Origin of the sequence: Nocardia sp. NPDC127606 (assembly GCF_042671725.1) — a bacterium.
Lineage (GTDB): Bacteria > Actinomycetota > Actinomycetes > Mycobacteriales > Mycobacteriaceae > Nocardia.
Genome location: NZ_JBHXWQ010000004.1, coordinates 335,440 through 351,982, shown reverse-complemented (window position 1 = coordinate 351,982; position 16,543 = coordinate 335,440). Strand labels below are relative to the sequence as shown.

Annotated in this window: 15 protein-coding genes; 8 read left to right on the top strand and 7 right to left on the bottom strand. The window is 68.1% G+C overall.

Features of this window, described 5'->3' with window-relative positions; all coding sequences use genetic code 11:
- Positions 1 to 23: 23 nt before the first annotated feature.
- Entirely contained in the window at positions 24 to 1,202 is a 1,179-nt protein-coding gene (locus ACFVJ5_RS21270; protein ID WP_379222403.1) for an MFS transporter, read from the bottom strand.
- Between the two features lie 106 nt (positions 1,203 to 1,308).
- Between ACFVJ5_RS21270 and ACFVJ5_RS21265 the strand changes: the two genes are divergently transcribed.
- The 5 genes from ACFVJ5_RS21265 to ACFVJ5_RS21245 all read left to right on the top strand — a co-directional run bounded on the left by ACFVJ5_RS21265 (position 1,309) and on the right by ACFVJ5_RS21245 (position 7,148).
- Entirely contained in the window at positions 1,309 to 1,758 is a 450-nt protein-coding gene (locus tag ACFVJ5_RS21265) for a MarR family transcriptional regulator (protein ID WP_364402674.1), read from the top strand.
- Positions 1,759 to 1,825: 67 nt separating this feature from the next.
- The gene (locus ACFVJ5_RS21260; protein WP_379222402.1) at positions 1,826 to 2,710 is read left to right on the top strand and encodes a hypothetical protein; all 885 of its coding nucleotides are present in this window, start codon (positions 1,826 to 1,828) and stop codon (positions 2,708 to 2,710) included.
- Positions 2,711 to 2,997: 287 nt separating this feature from the next.
- The gene (locus ACFVJ5_RS21255; RefSeq protein ID WP_379222401.1) at positions 2,998 to 4,350 is read left to right on the top strand and encodes a wax ester/triacylglycerol synthase family O-acyltransferase; all 1,353 of its coding nucleotides are present in this window, start codon (positions 2,998 to 3,000) and stop codon (positions 4,348 to 4,350) included.
- A 44-nt stretch (positions 4,351 to 4,394) separates the two neighbouring features.
- Positions 4,395 to 5,513 (top strand): nitronate monooxygenase family protein, encoded by a 1,119-nt coding sequence (locus tag ACFVJ5_RS21250; RefSeq protein ID WP_301904126.1) that lies wholly within the window; start codon positions 4,395 to 4,397, stop codon positions 5,511 to 5,513.
- A 195-nt stretch (positions 5,514 to 5,708) separates the two neighbouring features.
- Entirely contained in the window at positions 5,709 to 7,148 is a 1,440-nt protein-coding gene (locus ACFVJ5_RS21245) for a threonine/serine exporter ThrE family protein (protein ID WP_379222400.1), read from the top strand.
- A 9-nt stretch (positions 7,149 to 7,157) separates the two neighbouring features.
- Here the strand turns inward: ACFVJ5_RS21245 and ACFVJ5_RS21240 are convergent, their stop codons facing one another.
- Positions 7,158 to 7,931 (bottom strand): GntR family transcriptional regulator, encoded by a 774-nt coding sequence (locus tag ACFVJ5_RS21240; protein WP_379222399.1) that lies wholly within the window; start codon positions 7,929 to 7,931, stop codon positions 7,158 to 7,160.
- Between the two features lie 240 nt (positions 7,932 to 8,171).
- Here ACFVJ5_RS21240 and ACFVJ5_RS21235 point away from each other — a divergent pair, with 240 nt between their 5' ends.
- A complete protein-coding gene (locus ACFVJ5_RS21235; RefSeq protein WP_379222398.1) occupies positions 8,172 to 8,996 on the top strand; it encodes a hypothetical protein in 825 nt (274 codons plus the stop codon).
- Positions 8,997 to 9,142: 146 nt separating this feature from the next.
- Here ACFVJ5_RS21235 and ACFVJ5_RS21230 read toward each other — a convergent pair whose 3' ends face one another.
- Positions 9,143 to 11,515 (bottom strand): lysylphosphatidylglycerol synthase domain-containing protein, encoded by a 2,373-nt coding sequence (locus ACFVJ5_RS21230; RefSeq protein WP_379222396.1) that lies wholly within the window; start codon positions 11,513 to 11,515, stop codon positions 9,143 to 9,145.
- 162 nt (positions 11,516 to 11,677) lie between these two features.
- Here ACFVJ5_RS21230 and ACFVJ5_RS21225 point away from each other — a divergent pair, with 162 nt between their 5' ends.
- On the top strand, positions 11,678 to 12,604 hold the full coding sequence (locus tag ACFVJ5_RS21225; RefSeq protein ID WP_379222394.1) for an NAD-dependent epimerase/dehydratase family protein: 927 nt from the start codon (positions 11,678 to 11,680) through the stop codon (positions 12,602 to 12,604).
- 15 nt (positions 12,605 to 12,619) lie between these two features.
- On the opposite strand, the gene ACFVJ5_RS21220 is transcribed toward ACFVJ5_RS21225, so the two are convergent.
- The 4 genes from ACFVJ5_RS21220 to ACFVJ5_RS21205 form a co-directional block, all read right to left on the bottom strand.
- The gene (locus ACFVJ5_RS21220; protein ID WP_379222392.1) at positions 12,620 to 13,561 is read right to left on the bottom strand and encodes an MBL fold metallo-hydrolase; all 942 of its coding nucleotides are present in this window, start codon (positions 13,559 to 13,561) and stop codon (positions 12,620 to 12,622) included.
- A 91-nt stretch (positions 13,562 to 13,652) separates the two neighbouring features.
- Entirely contained in the window at positions 13,653 to 14,039 is a 387-nt protein-coding gene (locus tag ACFVJ5_RS21215; RefSeq protein ID WP_378989287.1) for an RNA-binding S4 domain-containing protein, read from the bottom strand.
- 3 nt (positions 14,040 to 14,042) lie between these two features.
- On the bottom strand, positions 14,043 to 14,603 hold the full coding sequence (locus ACFVJ5_RS21210; protein ID WP_379222685.1) for a C40 family peptidase: 561 nt from the start codon (positions 14,601 to 14,603) through the stop codon (positions 14,043 to 14,045).
- 330 nt (positions 14,604 to 14,933) lie between these two features.
- Positions 14,934 to 15,206 (bottom strand): hypothetical protein, encoded by a 273-nt coding sequence (locus tag ACFVJ5_RS21205; protein ID WP_378634819.1) that lies wholly within the window; start codon positions 15,204 to 15,206, stop codon positions 14,934 to 14,936.
- 107 nt (positions 15,207 to 15,313) lie between these two features.
- Between ACFVJ5_RS21205 and ACFVJ5_RS21200 the strand changes: the two genes are divergently transcribed.
- Positions 15,314 to 16,495 carry an AAA family ATPase gene (locus tag ACFVJ5_RS21200; RefSeq protein WP_379222390.1) on the top strand — a complete coding sequence of 394 codons (1,182 nt, stop codon included), beginning with the start codon at positions 15,314 to 15,316 and terminating at the stop codon, positions 16,493 to 16,495.
- Positions 16,496 to 16,543 lie beyond the last annotated feature (48 nt).

Here is a 16,543-nt window from a genome sequence, read left to right as displayed (position 1 = left end):
GCCCACCGGGGATTTTCGTTCGTCTAGACCGCGACGGGTTCGGCGACCGGAGGCCGGACGGCGCGCTCACCGCGAGTCGCGGCGATCAACACCAACAGCCCGGTCACCGCGAATCCCATCCCGACCCACAGCGGCGACACCCAGCCGAATCCGGCGCTGATCGCCAGCCCGGACAGCCACACGCCGAGGAAATTGCCCACGTTGAAGGCCGCGATATTGGCCGACGAGGCGAGTGTCGGTGCGGCGCCGGCCTTGTCGAGCACCCGCATCTGTAGACCGGGGGTGGCGCCGAAGCCGAAGAAGCCCATGGCGGGGAGCAGCAGCAGTGCCGCGATCCGGTAGTCGGCGAGCAGTGCGAATGCCGCCAGCGAGAGCGCGAGGGCCAGTGTGAGGGCGAGCAGGGTGCGGGTGAGGGCACGGTCGGCCCAGCGGCCGCCGAGCAGATTGCCGAAGAACAGGCCGACGCCGAACAGCACCAGCAGCCAGGGCACCATCGCTTCGGAGAATCCGGTGACGCGGGTGAGCAGCGGTTCGATGTACATGAACGCACCGAACATCCCGCCGAACACCAGCACGGTCATGACCAGCGAGTACCAGACCTGCGTGTTGCGGAAGACCGACAACTCGGCCCGCAGGTTCGGGCGTTCGCGGGTGGCGGGCGCGTCGGGGACGAGCGCGGTGATGCCGGCCAGTGCGACCAGCCCGACGACGGTGATCACCACGAACGTGGCCCGCCAGCCCCACTGCTGGCCGATGAACGTCCCCAGTGGAACGCCGAGAACATTCGCGACGGTGAGCCCGCCGAACATGATCGAGATGGCTCCGGCCTTCTTCTCCGGTGCCACGAGCGAGGACGCGAGCACGGCCCCGATGCCGAAGAACGCACCGTGGGCGAGGGCCGCGAGCACCCGTCCGCCGAGCAGCGCGGCGTAGCCGGGAGCCAGCGCCGAGGCCGCGTTGCCGACGGTGAACAGGACCATGAGCAGCTGCAATGCCCGCTTGGGCTGCCACCGGTTGACGAGTGGGGTCAGCGCGAGCGCGCCGATGACGACGGCCAGCGCGTACCCGGAGATGAGGTAGCCGGCGGTGGGCACCGAGACGCCCAGGTCGGCCGCCACCGGGGAGAGCAGCCCCGCGATGACGAACTCGGTGAGTCCGATGCCGAAGCCCCCGAGCGCGAGAGCGATGAGACCGAGTGGCATGTGAACGCTTCTTTCCATCAGGGGCCGATTACCCGCGTGTGCAACTAACGCTGATCGACGATAGTTGCACACGCGCTATATTGCAACCGCCAGCTATACTCGTCGCATGGGTATTGCTGATGACGCCATCGAGGTACGGGCGACCGGCTGGCGCACCCTGGCCGCGCTGCACGGGCACATCGAGACCGCGCTCGAACGCGAACTGGTGCGCGAACACGAGCTGTCGATCGTCGAGTTCACCGTGCTCGACGCACTGGCCCGGCAGGACGGCTGGCACATGCGGATCTCCCAGCTGGCCCGTGCGGCCGCGCTGTCGGCGAGCGCGACCACGCGGCTGGTCAACCGACTGGAAGACCGCGGCTTCCTGGTGCGTGTGCTGTGCGCCGACGACCGCCGCGGCATCTACACCGAACTCACCGAAACCGGCAGGGCCGCCTACGAAAAGGCGAAACCGACCCACGATCGAGCACTCGAGAAGGCACTCGCCGACGCGGAGCAGATCCCCGAACTCGCCCCCCTGGTCGGTTTTCTGCACCGGGTTCCGGCGCCGAGCTGACACGCGACATCGATACCAACGCGCCGATCATGGTGACTGTTGCGAGCACCGGTGCAATGATCGCTGGGTGACTCAGTGGCTCCCACTCCTCGGCTCGCTCCCCGTCGCCGGCGCAGTTCTGGTCGGCGTCATCGCCAACAACCGAACCCACCGTGAAGGAATCGCGGCCGCCGACGAGCGCGGCAGGCAGGCACTCGACGCCGCGCAGCGCAATGTCGAGCTGTCGAATATGGTGGGCGACCAGCGCGATCACGAGGCGTGGCGCCGCGAGGCGGTGCTCGCCGCGGTCGCCTCGATCCTGGAGATGTCGGCCTCGGTGCGCGCCGATCTGACCACCTGCGGCGAATGGGATCTGGTCACCACCGACGAGATCGACAGCGTCAGCGCGCAGATCCACAAGGTGATCTGGGATCGCCCGGGCGGCACGCTGACTCGCCTTCGGGTGGTGGCCCATCGCCGGATTCCCAACAAGTGCGAAGACCTGCTGCGCACCCTCACCGCCGCCCAGCACATCACGATGCAGCGGCTGAAGCTGCACATCGACGTGGAGGCGACCGTCGAGGAGCTGGAGCAGATGGCGTCGCTGTGGCAGAAGGCGATGCGCCATGCCGCCGAACAGGAACGAGCGCTGGTCGAGACAACCCGCATCGAGCTCGGTATCGAGATCGCCTCGAAAGGCGGCGGGGCGGAACCGGTTCCGGCTCCGCAGCCGGTGGCCGCCGAAACCCGGTCGGAAGACGTCGCATTCGAGGAAGTCACCGAGGAACCGCCCACCGAGCCCGAGCAGGCGGCCGAGCCGCACCAGCCCACCGAGCCGCAGCAGCTCACCGAACCGCAGCAGCTCACCGAGGCACCGCAGCCCACCGAGGCGCAGCACGCGAATGAGACACCGCGGGAAGATGATCCGCGCGACGCCGTCGACCCACGCGAAGCGCAGACCGTCAAAGTCTGACCTGAACAAGAAACGGGCCGCGGCACCTGATGTCACGGCCCGCTCTCGTCGAGCTCTCCTGGTACGCGAGGCCGCTGTGTTCACTCAGCTCGCGCATCCAGTACTCTTCCGCGAACTGAACATCCGGTGAACACCATGGAGTTCGTGATGGTCCGAGCGTTCAGCTGACGCGACCCCGGACCGCCGGGTAACTTGGGTATACGGCACGCAGGGGTGCCGAACCCGACAGCGTGGTCGATCGTCTGAAGGCTTTGCACCGATCCACTCTCGTCAGGGGGCGATCTCTCATGGATCTCATCGCGCCGTTGGATGCGCTGTTCCTGCTCGCGGAATCCCGTGAGCACCCGATGCACGTCGGCTCACTGCAATTGTTCGAACCGCCCGAAGACGCCGGGCCCGACTACCTGCGCGAGTTCCGCGCGGCCTTGCTGGCCGACAAGACCGTTCGGCCCACGTTCAGCAAGCGGCCTGCCACCTGGCTGGGCGCACCGCAGATGGCGTGGACCCAGGACGACGACGTCGACCTGGACTATCACGTGCAGCGCAGCGCCCTCCCCGGGCCCGGCCATATCGACCAGCTGCTCGACCACGCGTCGACCTTGCACAGCGCCCTGCTCGACCGGCACCGCCCGATGTGGGAGCTGCACTTCGTCGAAGGCCTGGCCGACGGACGCTTCGCGCTCTACTCCAAGATGCATCACGCACTGGTGGACGGCGTTTCGGCCCAGCGCCTCATGCGGCGCACGCTGACCACCGACCCGTTCGCGACCGAGCTCATGCGGCCGTGGAACCTGCCGCGCAAGCTCGGCCCGCCGCGCCCCGGTAAGTCCCGGCTCGGCGGCCTGATCGATACCGTCACATCGGCACGCTCGTCGACCACCGCGTTGATGAAGGCGACCCGCACCGGTCTGGTGCAGCAGCAGCTCACCCTGCCGTTCGAGGCGCCGCGCACGCTGTTCAACGTGCCGATCGGCGGTGCCCGCAAATGCGCGGTGCGCAGTTGGTCGATGGATCGGGTCAAGCAGGTGAAGAAGGCGACCGGGGCCACCGTGAACGATGTGGTGCTGGCGATGTCGGCGGGCGCCTTGCGGGCCTACCTGCTGGAGCGCGACGCCTTGCCGGACAAGCCGATGATCGCCATGGTGCCGATGTCGTTGCGCGAGGAAGACGACGTCGACAGCCAGGGCGTGAAAGTCGCGGCACTGCTGTGCAATCTGGGCACCGATATCGCGGACCCGCTGGAACGCCTGCGGGTGGTGAGCGAGTCGACGCGTCGCAACAAGGAGGTGTACCACTCGCTCACCCCGGCGCAGACGCTGGCGATGGCCGGGGTGATGTTGAGTCCGATGGCGGCGATGCTGCTGCCCGGGTTCGCCTCGGTGGCGACGCCGCCGTTCAATATCGTCATCTCGAATGTGCCCGGTGCGCGCGAGTCGCTGTACTGGAACGGTTCGCGTCTGGACGCCACCTATCCGCTGTCGATCCCGCTCGACGGGCAGGCCGTGAACATCACGCTCACCTCCAGCGGCAACAACCTCGATTTCGGTCTGGTCGGCTGCCGTCGCACGCTGCCCGACCTGCATCGACTGCTCGATCACCTCGAGGATTCACTGGCCGCGCTGGAGGATGCCGCCCTGTAGAAATTGACCATTCTCGACCAAACTAGAACATGTTACAGTTCGGTATGCGTACCGAATTCTGCGAACAGCTCGGCATCGAGTTCCCCATCTTCGCCTTCACCCACTGCCGCGACGTCGTGGCGGCGGTGAGCAACGCGGGCGGATTGGGGGTACTCGGCGCGGTCGGCTTCACCGCCGAACAGCTCGAGGTGGAGCTGGCCTGGCTCGACGAACACGTCACCGGGATCTACGGCGTCGACCTGGTGATTCCGTCGAAATACGAGGGCAAGGGCGTGGACGGGCTCACCCCCGAACAGCTCGAGAAGCAGCTGGCGCAGATGGTTCCGCAGGGCCATCGCGACTTCGCCCAGCAGATCCTCACCGATCACAACGTGCCCGCGCTGCCCGACGGTGAGCACCACAACGAGCTGCTCGGCTGGACCGCGACCACTGCGGGACCGCAGGTCGACGTCATCCTGAACCACCCCAAGGCCAAGCTCGTCGCGAACGCGCTCGGCACCCCGCCCGATGACGTGGTCAAGCGCATCCAGGACTCCGGCCGGGTGATCGGCGCGCTGTGCGGTTCGGTCAAGCACGCGATGAACCACAAGGCGGCCGGCCTCGACTTCGTGGTGTGCCAGGGCACCGAGGGTGGCGGGCACTGCGGCGAGGTGTCCTCGCTGGTGCTGTGGCCGCAGGTGATCGACGCGATCGGCGACGTGCCGGTGCTGGCCGCCGGTGGCATCGGCAACGGCGCGCAGGTCGCGGCGGCGCTGGCGATGGGCGCGGCGGGCGCGTGGACCGGGTCCCTGTGGCTCACCGTCGAGGAGGCCAATGTGCCGCCCGCCCAGATGGACACCTACCTCGAGGCGACCAGCCACGACACCATCCGCTCGCGTTCCTGGACCGGCAAGCCGTGCCGCATGCTGCGCAACGACTGGACCGATGCCTGGGAGTCCACCGAGACCCCCGACCCCCTGCCGATGCCGCTGCAGATGATGGTGGCCCTCGACGGCGTCAAACGCGGACACCGCTACCCCGAGGCCGCCAAGGACGTGAACTTCAACCCGGTCGGCCAGGTGGTCGGCATGATGAACAAGGTCGAACGCAGCGCCGACGTGGTCAACCGCCTCGTCGAGGAGTACGTCACCGCCTACGACCGCCTCACCCGACTGAACGGCTGAGCTGGACCACCTCGAAGATCGGTGCCCGGCCGATAGCTGTCGGCCGCGCACGATCTCCGCACTCGGCGAGCCTTCGACGCACTCCCTCCGCACCGCACCTGCCCTACACTCGGCATATCTCACCAGCGATGCGGGAAGGGTGCGGCGAAGCACACCTCACCGCACCATTGCCCCACGGTTGCGGACGGCGGTGACATGGCTTCGGAGGAATACGCGAGCAAGACCTGGCGGGTGGCCAAGTACCGCGTCACCCACGCCATCGCCAAGATCCGCGCGGAGTACGAGAAGAGTCCGCCCCGGTCCACCGAGCACAGACCCCCCGTCGACCCGCCGGTGCCGGCCGACCTGCTGAATCTGCTGTGCCGGCTCGGCGTGGCGCTGGTCGGAGCGGGCGAGACCTCCGCGCGAGTCCAGACCATCCTCGACAAGCTGTCGAAGCGCTACGGCACCGCCAATATTCACTTCATGGTGTTGCCCACCGCCGTGTTCGTCCGGGTCCGCACCGACAACAGTTCGGCCATCGACATGCTCGACGCTCGCGTCGGCACCCTGCCACTCGACCAGATCGACGGCCTCTACCGGCTGATCGACCAGATCGAGCAGGACGCGCCGCCGCCGAGCCGGGCATCGAGGGATCTCGACAAGATCCTGACCCAGAAGCCCGGAAGCCCGCCGTGGCTGATCCTGCTCGGGCAGGTCGTGCTGACCGTCGGCATCGGCATGATGCTCAACCCGGGCGCGCGAGCGCTGGTCGGCTATGTGGTGCTCGGGCTGGTCGTCGGCGTGCTGACCCAGCTCGCCGACAGGGTGCGGCTGCTGTCGATGGCATTGCCGGTGGTCGCGTCGGCCGTGGTCGCGGTGCTCGCGTACGGCTTTCCCGGCGCGCTCTCCGGTGGGCAGCCGCAGCAATTGCTGATTCCGGCGGTCGCGACGCTGCTGCCCGGCGCGATGCTCACCAACGGCACGATCGAGTTGGCGACCGGGTCGATGGTGGCCGGCGCCAGCCGGGTCGTCTACGGCATCAACATGCTGTTCCTGCTCGCGCTGGGTTCCTACGTGGGGATCAGCGTGCTCGGGCCGCTGTCGGATCCACCGGTGAGCAGTGCCCAATTGGGGTGGTGGGCACCGATACTCGGGGTGCTGCTGATCGGGTACGGGCATTCGTGGCGGTCGAGCGCACCGCAGAACACGGTGGGCTGGCTGCTGCTCGTCCTCTACATCACCTACGCGGCGCAGGTCTTCGGCAAGCACGTGTCCGGCCCGCTGACCGGCACGTTTCTCGGCGGGCTCGTCGCCGTGAACGCCGCGTACCTGATCCAGGGCCGCAAGCACGCGCCACCCACCCAGGTGGCGTTCCTGCCCGCGTTCTGGATGCTGGTGCCCGGCGGAATCAGCCTCACCGGGATCTCCGACCTGGTGACGCATTCGCTGTCGGGGGTGTCGACCGGCGGGCTGGAGGTCCTGGTTTCGGCGCTGCTCTCGGTGATGTCGATCGCGCTGGGCGTGATGGTCGGCTCGGGTCTGGCCACCGCGCACACTCCGCGCGTGAGCACGATCATCGACACGGTGGTGCCACACCATCTGCCGTGGGTGCACACCACACAGACGACGAAGAAATCCGACTCAGACAGCTAGCCGGCTGGTTCAGACGGCCGAGCTCAGCGGCACGGTGTGGACCGGAGTCTCGCCGACGAGTTGACCGAAGCGAGCGATCACCTTCTCGTGGTACAGCGCGAACAAGTCCCCGAACAGCGCGAGTTGTGCCTCGCTCGGCGCGGATTCGGCGTCCCACACAGCGAGCAGCGCGCGCCAGACGAGCACGTGCAGATCGGGCGCGACGGCGAAATAGGCGGCGACCGCCTCGGGCACCTCGACGACCATATCGGCGATCGAATTCAGCACCGCGCGTTGCATACTCATCTCGAGCACGCCGAGTAGCTTGCGCACCAGCGCGATCTCGGCGGCGATGATGCGCGCGTGGTCGGGCACGGCGTGGCGCGCCATCGCCTCCAGCTCGTCGACGGCGGCGGCGAGCTCGGCCGGATCGAGCACCTTCTCCCCCGCGGTGTAAGCCAGCAGCGCCTCGCCCACGATGCCGCGTTCGACCTCGACGATGTCGGTGAACATCTCGGCGGCGACCGCGGGCGCGGTGATCGAGAACCGGAACAGGTGCCGGTAGACGTCCATGCCACCCTCGACGCGGACATCGCGGATGGTGAACCCCTTACCTCGCCTGGCCTCGACGAATCCGTAGGACTCGAGACGGCCGAGGATGAGCTGGGCGGTAGCGCGGTTCATCCCGAACTCGTCGGCGACCTGCCGCACCGACGGCATCAGCTCGCCGGGCCGGTACTCGCCGGTGGCTACGCGGCGCGCCAACTCATCGGCGACGTCGGCGACCACCGTCCGGGATCCCATCGAAACAACACCTCTCGGTCATGATCCGGCTACGTCCCAGACAGTTTAGGCGCTCTGTCTTCGGAGCGCTGGCGCGCTCGAGTCGAGACTTTCAGCGATCGCATCGCTATCGATGCGATATCAGGTCTCCGATCAGCGGGCTTTCCTTCTGGCGTGCCGTTCAGCTGGATCAGACAGCGCTGTGCGACACCGTGATTGAATACGCAGGCAACGGGGCAGCTAAACATCTTGGGAGGAACTGTGAGAACCACCCAGCTCGCCGCTAGCGCGGTTGCCGCACTCGCCGTGATCGCAGGCTTGTCCGGCTGCGGCAAGGACGAGGAAGATCATTCGGCGCACGCGTCGAGCACCACCGCGACGCCGACGACGGCCGCCGCGAGCTCCACCGCGACGAAGCTGACCGGAAGTTCGGCCGCTCCGCTGCCGCCGCCGAGTCCCACGCACCCGCCGCAACCCGCCCTCGACGACGTGAACTGCGGCCCGGTCACCGGCGGTAACGGCGCCACCGCCGATGTCATCGTGTTCGCCTCCGCAGCCGGTCGAGCGGGCTGTACCGAGGCGATCAATGTCGTCTCCGACTACCTCGGCGTACCGCGCACCGGCGACGCCGCCTCCGTCGACGGCTGGACCTGCGAACCCCAGCCCGACACCTCGGTGCCGCATATCTGCGTCAACCAGGGCCTGACCATCGGCCTGCGCGGCAACGCGGCGCCTGCCACACCGCCGCCGCCCGCCCCGAGCCCGATCCGCACGATCGACCCGACCCAGCCCCCGGTGACGACCACCAGCAGCGTCGCGCCGGTCCCGCCGCCCGTCGTGGACGACGTGAACTGCGGCCCGGTCACCGACGCGGGCGGGGCCACGCGCACCGTGATCGCGGTCGGCACCGCCGACGGCCGCCCCGGCTGCACCGAGGCGATCAACGTCGCCACCACCTACGTCACTACGATCGCCCCGTCGGATGCGGTGGTGGTCGAAGGCTGGCAGTGCAATTCCCAGCCCGATGCCCAGGTGCCGCAGGTGTGCTCGAAGGACGGTCTCGTGATCGCACTACGAGCGAGCTGACCGGCCCGGTCAGCTACACCCCGGAGTCTTGTTCGCGGCCCGCCCGATTCTGGACTGACCGAAGGGTGCGACGAAGGAGTGCCCGTAGGCAGGGAAGAATCGAGGCCCGAAGGGCCGCGACTCGAGCGCACCAGCGCTCCGAGAACTCAGATCATGTCTTTCTTGTCGAGCCAACGCATGACCGGCCAGCCGAGACCGACCGGGATCCAGCAGGTCAGCACGCGGTAGAGCAGGACGGCGGGGACCGCGATCTCGGCCGGAACGCCGAAGGCCGCGAGACCACCGATCAGCGCCGCCTCGACCGCGCCGACGCCACCGGGTGTCGGCGCGGCCGAGGCCAGGGTGCCACCGATCATGGTGACGATGGTGACGGCCACGAAATCCGTGCCGCCGCCGAAGGCTTCGACGCTCGTCCACAGGGCCAGCGCCTGGCCGAGCGTGATCGCGCCGCAGCCGCCGACGATGACCACGAATCGCTTCGGGTCCTTGGCGAGGTCGGCGAGTTCCCCCAGCACTTCCGTGACCTGCGGACGCACCGAGTGATTGACCCAGCGCCGCAGCGTCGGCACGAACATGAACGCGCCGATCAGCCCCACGCCGACGCCCGCGATCAGATACAGCACGGTCGCGTCGGGCACGATGTGGGCCAGGTTGGTCGAGGTGCCCGCCACCACGCTGAACACCACGAGCAGCACCAGGTGGGTGAGCACCTGCATCGACTGCTGCATCGCCACCGCGGCGGTCGCGCGCAGGGTCGTCATGCCCGCCTTCTGCAGGAACCGCACGCTCAGCGCCAACCCGCCGACACCGGCGGGGGTGGTCGTCGCCACGAAGGTGTTGGCCAGCTGCTCCACGAGCAGATAACGCATCTTGATCAGGCCGTCCGCGCAGGCGCCGAGCGCGGCGGCGGCGCCGACGTAGGTCAACCCCGAGACGGCCAGACCCGCGAGCGCCCACCACCAGTTGAGCGTACGCAGCTGACTGAAGAACGTCGGCACCTGGCTGAAGAACGGATATGCCACATAGACCAACGCGACCAGCAGGACGAGCTGGATGAGCTGGTTGCGCGAGAAGCGGGTGATCTGTTCGGACTGGATGCGATCGTGGCCCGTCTGCCTTCGCACTTCCTCGCGGGCGGTGGCCATCACCTTGGTCCACTGCGGCACCGACTTTCGGATGCCGATCGACATGGCCGATTTCGTCAGGCGCCGGGCCGCGTAGGCGACTTTGTCCTCGCCGAGTGCCTCGATCGCCGCCGAGACCGCCTCGTGTTTGCCGTAGAGCGAGGTGGTGGTCACCAGCAGCTGGGCGATGTCGGTCTGGCGTTGTGCCTCGGCCGAACCGAATTCGGCGGCGGCGAAACCGCCGAACAGGGTGTCGCCCTGGCTGACTCGCACGAGGTCGGGTTGCAGATCGCCGAGGCTGATCTGGTTGTCGTGCAGGCGAAGCAGCGAACGCCACACCCCGGGCAGCACCTGCGCCGACAGGGTCGCGATCGGCGTACCGCGAGGCATGGTGTGCGCGTACAGCATCCAGCCGCGACTCAGTCCCGCCACCACGACCTGATGACTGTCGGCCATCCCGAGGTCACCGATCGCGATGCCGAGCAGCGCCCGATGTTCCACCGCTCGGTGCATCGATCCGTGCAGCGGTGCGGTCTCGCTGGAGCGGAAGGTGATCCAGCGCCACACCTGCCGGATCGCGCCGAAGCTGCGCTGGTTCTTGCCGTACAGCTCGACGATGATCTCGTCTTCGGGCCCGTCGACCTCGGTGGCGAGCAGCAACGGTCCGCGACCGGCCGGCCGGTCGACCCGGAAGGCCTGCACGGTGTATCCCCGGCCGGCGAGCACCCGAACCGCGGCGTCGAGGGGCACCTCGAGTGCGGGCGTGCCGACCAGCCAGACGATCACCGCGCCGACCAGCCAGCCCACCACCAGACCGAGCATCGCCCGCGCGGGCACCACCGAGCTGACGACCAGGTGGATCGGCGCGAACATCAACAGCAGAAACCACATCCAGCGCCGCGGCCGCACCGGCAGCCACGGGCTCGACACGGTGAGCATGGCCGCGAGCATCGCGATCCAGCGTGGATCGTCGAGGAATTGGGAAAGGAAGGTGTCGAAGCGGTCCGGGACCGGCATGTGCCATTTCGGCGTGGAGATGCCCGCGCCGGTGATCGACAGGGCGAGCGCCGCGAGCAGGCCCGCCGCCCCGTACCCGAACAGCAGCTTCCACTGCCTGCGCAGCACGAGTTCGATGAAGATGGCGAACGGCAGTGCCAGGATGAGCATTCCGTAGATCAGGTAGACCATGGTCGCCTGGTCCTGGCTGAGGAAGTCCACGATCTTGGCGACCGAGCGTTCCAGCGCCAGCCACTCGGGCCGGGTGATCAGCGAGCCCGCGATCACCACGGCAACGCCTATCCCCGCCAGCACCACCCGGACGATGTCACTGGTACGCCGGATCAGCGGTTGCAGGAGTTTCCCCGTGACCGGGATCTCCCGACCGTCGACTCGCATGAGCCGCACGATACACACCGACACGCCGCGGACCCGCCGTGACATCGCGCAACCAGCACGGTCGTTCCCGCGTGCCGTGAAGCCGATCACAGGCCGTCACAAACACTGGCGTTACCCCGTCCAGGAAGTAGGGAAACACCCACTCAGCCGGAAGGAACGATCATGCAGGTTCTGCTCGCGGGCGCCACCGGCGCCATCGGCCGCCCTCTGATCCGCGCGTTGACCGCGAACGGGCATACGGTGTCGGCGCTCGTCCGAAATCCGGGTGCGTACCCGCTGGTGCGCGAGCTCGGCGCCACACCGGTCACCACCGATGTGCTCGACCGTGACGGCCTGTTGCGCGCCGTCGAGGGCCTGCGCGCCGATGCCGTCATCCATCAGGCCACCGCCCTGCGCGATGCGAAGGTGCAGCGCCGGATTCCGGCCGACGATCCGACCGGGCTGCTGCGCACGGTCGGCACCGCGAACCTGCTCGATGCCGCCGCGGTGGTGGGCGCCGGTCGGTTCGTCGCCCAGTCGCTGATCCTCGGCTACGGGTACCACGACCACGGTGACCGGCTGATCACCGAGCGCGATCAGTTCGGGGTGTGCGACGGTGGGGTGGCCGACGAGGTGGTCCGCGCGTGCGTGGCCGGCGAGAGTCAGGTCTTCGACGCGCCCGGTGTCGACGCGATCGCGTTGCGATACGGGCTCTTCTACGGTCCCGGTGCGTTCAGTGATCTGTTCGCGGACACGATGCGCAAGCACCGCCCGGTGGGCCCGCTCGGTTCCGGCGGGGTCAACACCTGGGTCCATGTCCACGACGCGGCCGCCGCGACTGTCGCCGCACTCGAGCGCGGCACACCCGGTCGCGCCTACAACATCGCCGATGACCATCCGATCACCTGGCGGGAGTTCTTCGCGGAGGTCTCCCGGACTCAGCGGACCCCACGCCCGATCCGGCTGCCCGCCTGGATGATCCGGTTGGCCGTCCCCTATATCGGCGCGCTCATGTCCGACACCTCGATGCGGATCTCGAGTCGGCTCGCCCATGATGAATTGGGTTGGCGTCCGAGGTACGCCGATGTCGCCGCCGGTCTCGCGGGCTGACCTTCCGGTCGGCGATCAGCGTGCGGTTCGGGCGGTGACGGCGGCGCGGTCGTGGCCGGGGATCACTTCGATCTCGGCGGGAAGCGCGTGCAGACGGTGGATGGTCTCGAACGCCCGGTTGCGGTCGGCGTCGAGGAGTTCACCGAGGAGCGGCGCCTTTTCGCGCAGGCGGTCGATCTGCAGGGTGCTCCAGACCGCGTCGCCCGCGAGCAGGACGCGGGAGCCGTCGTCGACCGCGAGCAGGATGCCGACGCTGCCGGGGGTGTGCCCCGCCAGGTCGACGATCAGCACGGATCCGTCGCCGAACAGGTCGTGACTGCGGGCGAAGGTCAGCACCGGCGGGCCGTCGAGTTCGTAGAGGTCGAACGCGCGACCGCGCAGGGGCCCGCGGGCGACGCCGAGCGGGGCGTGCGAACCGGTCATGGCCCAGCTGTATTCGGCGGTCGGTACCCGGATCGGGACCAGCCCGGGTAGTTCGTACAGCCCGGCGACGTGGTCCCAGTGCAGATGTGTCGGCAGCACGAAGTCGATGTCGTTGCCGGTGAGGTCGTGGGCGGCCAGTACCTCGCTCAGTCCGCGTACCGGGCTGTCGGGGCCGACCAGCAGCGGCACCGGGAAGGGCAGCTCGGGCAGCACCCGCTGGTGTACGCCCGCGCAGATCGCCGGGTCGACCAGGAAGGTGGCTTCCGGGTGACGGATCAGGAACGTCGACATGGTCAGCTGCGTCGACCGCAGGGTCCGCACGCCCTCGGCGACGATCGTCGTCGGCGCGGACAGCTCCGCCTGCGTGAGCGCGGTCAGGCCGACGGTGGTGTGCGCGGGGGGAACAGGAGCGCACTCCAGCCCGTCGAGAAAGGCGGTATCGGCGCCGCGCGGCCAGAGCAGCCGCGGCCCCGTGGTGGCGACAGCGATACAGCAGGCGAGAACAGTCGATAACATCGTCGTGCGCTCACCCATACGTGCCACCGTAGGCGATCGCCCACACCGCGACCACCAGACCCGGTCGAGCCGCCGCTGTTCATCGCCAACGCCCGATTACATCCAGCGCCTAGTCGGTGCGACCCATGAGCCGATCTGTTTCGCGCCGTTCACGTTTCGTAGGCCGGCCGGCACCACGCTCACGCTGGGGCAGCGTGGCGAGGACTTCCTTCGGGGGCGGCGGGGGGCTGCGATCGATCAGGCACTGGGCGGCGACGGGCGGGCCGACTCGCTTGTGGATGATCCGCTCGACCACGACGATGCGCTCGAGGCCCGCGTGGCGGATCCTGATCTCGTCACCGGGGCGGACGGTCAGCGCCGGTTTCGCGGTAACCCCGTTAACGCGCACATGCCCGGCGCGACAGGCTTCTGCCGCGGCCGAGCGTGTTTTGAACAGGCGCACCGACCAGGTCCACGCGTCGACGCGGGCCTGGCTATCGGAGTGCTGGGGGGTCACCCCTTAGACGATACGGCGAGCCGTGACGACGTCGTCTGCGCTGAGGTGGGTGTAGGACACCGGGGTGCCCGACTGCACGGCGTTGAGGAGCTGACCGTTGCCCGCGTAGATACCGACGTGGCCACCACCGTTGGTGATGACGATGTCACCGGCCTGCAGGTTGTCGAACGACACGGGAGCGCCGACGTGCGACTGCTCGAAGCTGGTGCGCGGCAGTTCGACACCGGCCTGGCGGTATGCCCACTGCACGAGGCCGGAGCAGTCGAAGCTCTGCGGGCCTGCGGCACCCCAGTTGTACTGGGCGCCCAGCTTGCCACGGGCGGCGTCGAGGGCGATGTTGCCCGCCGTCTGCTGCTGCTGGAACGGGTTGTCGAAGTTCACGCTCGGGAGCTGCGGTGCGGCCTGGCCCTGAGGGGCGACCATCGCCTGCAGCTGCTTCTCGACCTGCTGTGCCGGCTGCTCGAGCTCTGGCGGCAGATCGAAGTTACCGAGACCGGGAATGTTGATCGTGGCGGCCTGCGAAATCGCGGGCATCGCACCGGTTGTAGCGGCCACCGCGCCCATGACGAGGGCACCCTTGACGGAATTCGGCAGTCGAGAATCCCGCTGCAAGCTGTGTTTACCCACCGAGACGAGTCTCCGATCTTGCTACTCTCCCGCCGCTCGGTCGCGAATCGCTTGGCGACTACGACTTTTCGGCGGTGACCCAGTGGCGCCGCTTCTCTGACGAACCGACAGACTCCACTAAGTCACGAGAAGATTACGGCCTGTGATGAGCGCTGTCCAGCGAAGCACGCAAGTTGTTTTCCTACGACCGGAAAAGCCCAGAACACGGGCTACGGCACCGGCGTGTCGGCGCGGGTAACGATTTCATCGTCCGCGCCGCGCGACGCGTTACCCAGTGCGCCGCTCCCGCAAGGCGCGCTCGAGTTCGTCGATGCGCGTTCGGGCGTCGGCCAGGTCGACCTCGAGCCTGCCGAGCATGATCATCATCGGTCCGAGCGCCAGGTGGGCGAGCGACTCCGGCGGTAGTTCGCCGTAGCCCCCCTCCAGCGTCGCCTCGAGCGTCGCCAATAGGTTGCGGCGTACCGCGTCGGCCAGGTGCGCTTCCGGCGGCAGCGGCCATGCGGCGACCATTTCGGCGGCGGACACAGGTTGCTCGGACATCACCCTCCCTCTCGGACCACGGACAGTCTCGTGTTCGCTAGCAGTATCTAGGACACAGCCCAGAGTTACCGAGATTCTCCCGTGCACACGCGCTACGGTTATCCGGCATGGACCCCGTGCGCAATCCGTATGCACCCGGCGCCGGCCAGCGTCCGCCCGAATTGGCCGGGCGCGACAAACAACTCGCGGCGTTCGACATCGTGCTCGAGCGCATCGCCCGCGGTCGGCCCGAACGCAGCGTGATGCTCACCGGCCTGCGCGGCGTCGGGAAGACCGTGCTGCTCAACCAGCTTCGCTCGGCCGCCGTCTCGCGCGGCTGGGGCACCGGCAAGATCGAAGCGAGACCCGACCAGGATCTGCGCAGACCGCTGTCCTCGGCGCTGCACATGGCGGTGCGCGCGATCGCGATGTCGGCCCGCAATGCCGAACAGGTCGACGATTTCCTCGGCATTCTCAAGGCCTTCGCGTTGCGCGCCACCGCGGACAAGGGCATGCGCGAACGGTGGCAGCCCGGTATCGACGTGCCCGCGGTGACCGGCCGCGCCGACTCGGGCGATATCGAGATCGATCTGATCGAACTGTTCAAAGAGGCCGCGGCCCTTGCCTCCGATATCGGCGTCGGCATTGCCATCTTCATCGACGAGATGCAAGACCTCGGCCCCGCCGACGTGTCCGCGATCTGCGGCGCCTGCCACGAACTGAGTCAGGACGGCGCCCCGCTGATCGTCGTCGGCGCGGGCCTACCGCACCTGCCCGCGGTGCTCTCGGCCTCGAAAAGCTACTCGGAGCGACTGTTCAGCTACCACCGCATCGATCGGCTCGACCGCGAATCGGCCGACCTCGCGCTCATCGCGCCCGCCGAACGCGAAGAGGTGAAGTTCACCGAAACCGCGCTAGATTCGCTCTACCAAAGAGCTGACGGCTACCCGTATTTCGTGCAGGCCTACGGCAAGGCCGCATGGGACCAGGCGCCCGAGAGCCCGATCACCGCCGAAGACGTCGCGGTGGCTTCCCCCGCCGCCGAGGAGGAACTCGCGGTCGGCTTCTTCGGCTCCCGCTACGAACGCGCGACCCCCGCCGAACGCGAGTACATGCGCGCGATGGCCGACCTGGCGGGCGACGACGCCCCGGTCGCCACCTCGGCGGTGGCCGCCGAGCTCGGCCGCAAACCCGCCTCGGTGTCCCCCGCGCGGGACGGCCTGATCAAGAAGGGCCTCATCTACTCGGCCGAACGCGGCACCATCGGTTTCACCGTCCCCCACTTCGGCCGCTACCTCCGGAGCGTATGAGAATCTTCGGACTTCTAGGGCATCACCTAGAGAGTTGAAGAAAGTTCT

Excerpts from the sequence above, each read along its gene's own strand:
- ACFVJ5_RS21270 (WP_379222403.1), bottom strand. The coding sequence starts at position 1,202 with ATGCCACTCGGTCTCATCGCTCTCGCGCTCGGGGGCTTCGGCATCGGA.
- ACFVJ5_RS21265 (WP_364402674.1), top strand. The coding sequence starts at position 1,309 with ATGGGTATTGCTGATGACGCCATCGAGGTACGGGCGACCGGCTGGCGC.
- ACFVJ5_RS21255 (WP_379222401.1), top strand. The coding sequence starts at position 2,998 with ATGGATCTCATCGCGCCGTTGGATGCGCTGTTCCTGCTCGCGGAATCC.
- ACFVJ5_RS21250 (WP_301904126.1), top strand. The coding sequence starts at position 4,395 with ATGCGTACCGAATTCTGCGAACAGCTCGGCATCGAGTTCCCCATCTTC.
- ACFVJ5_RS21245 (WP_379222400.1), top strand. The coding sequence starts at position 5,709 with ATGGCTTCGGAGGAATACGCGAGCAAGACCTGGCGGGTGGCCAAGTAC.
- ACFVJ5_RS21240 (WP_379222399.1), bottom strand. The coding sequence starts at position 7,931 with ATGGGATCCCGGACGGTGGTCGCCGACGTCGCCGATGAGTTGGCGCGC.
- ACFVJ5_RS21230 (WP_379222396.1), bottom strand. The coding sequence starts at position 11,515 with ATGCGAGTCGACGGTCGGGAGATCCCGGTCACGGGGAAACTCCTGCAA.
- ACFVJ5_RS21225 (WP_379222394.1), top strand. The coding sequence starts at position 11,678 with ATGCAGGTTCTGCTCGCGGGCGCCACCGGCGCCATCGGCCGCCCTCTG.
- ACFVJ5_RS21220 (WP_379222392.1), bottom strand. The coding sequence starts at position 13,561 with ATGGGTGAGCGCACGACGATGTTATCGACTGTTCTCGCCTGCTGTATC.
- ACFVJ5_RS21210 (WP_379222685.1), bottom strand. The coding sequence starts at position 14,603 with ATGGGCGCGGTGGCCGCTACAACCGGTGCGATGCCCGCGATTTCGCAG.
- ACFVJ5_RS21205 (WP_378634819.1), bottom strand. The coding sequence starts at position 15,206 with ATGTCCGAGCAACCTGTGTCCGCCGCCGAAATGGTCGCCGCATGGCCG.
- ACFVJ5_RS21200 (WP_379222390.1), top strand. The coding sequence starts at position 15,314 with ATGGACCCCGTGCGCAATCCGTATGCACCCGGCGCCGGCCAGCGTCCG.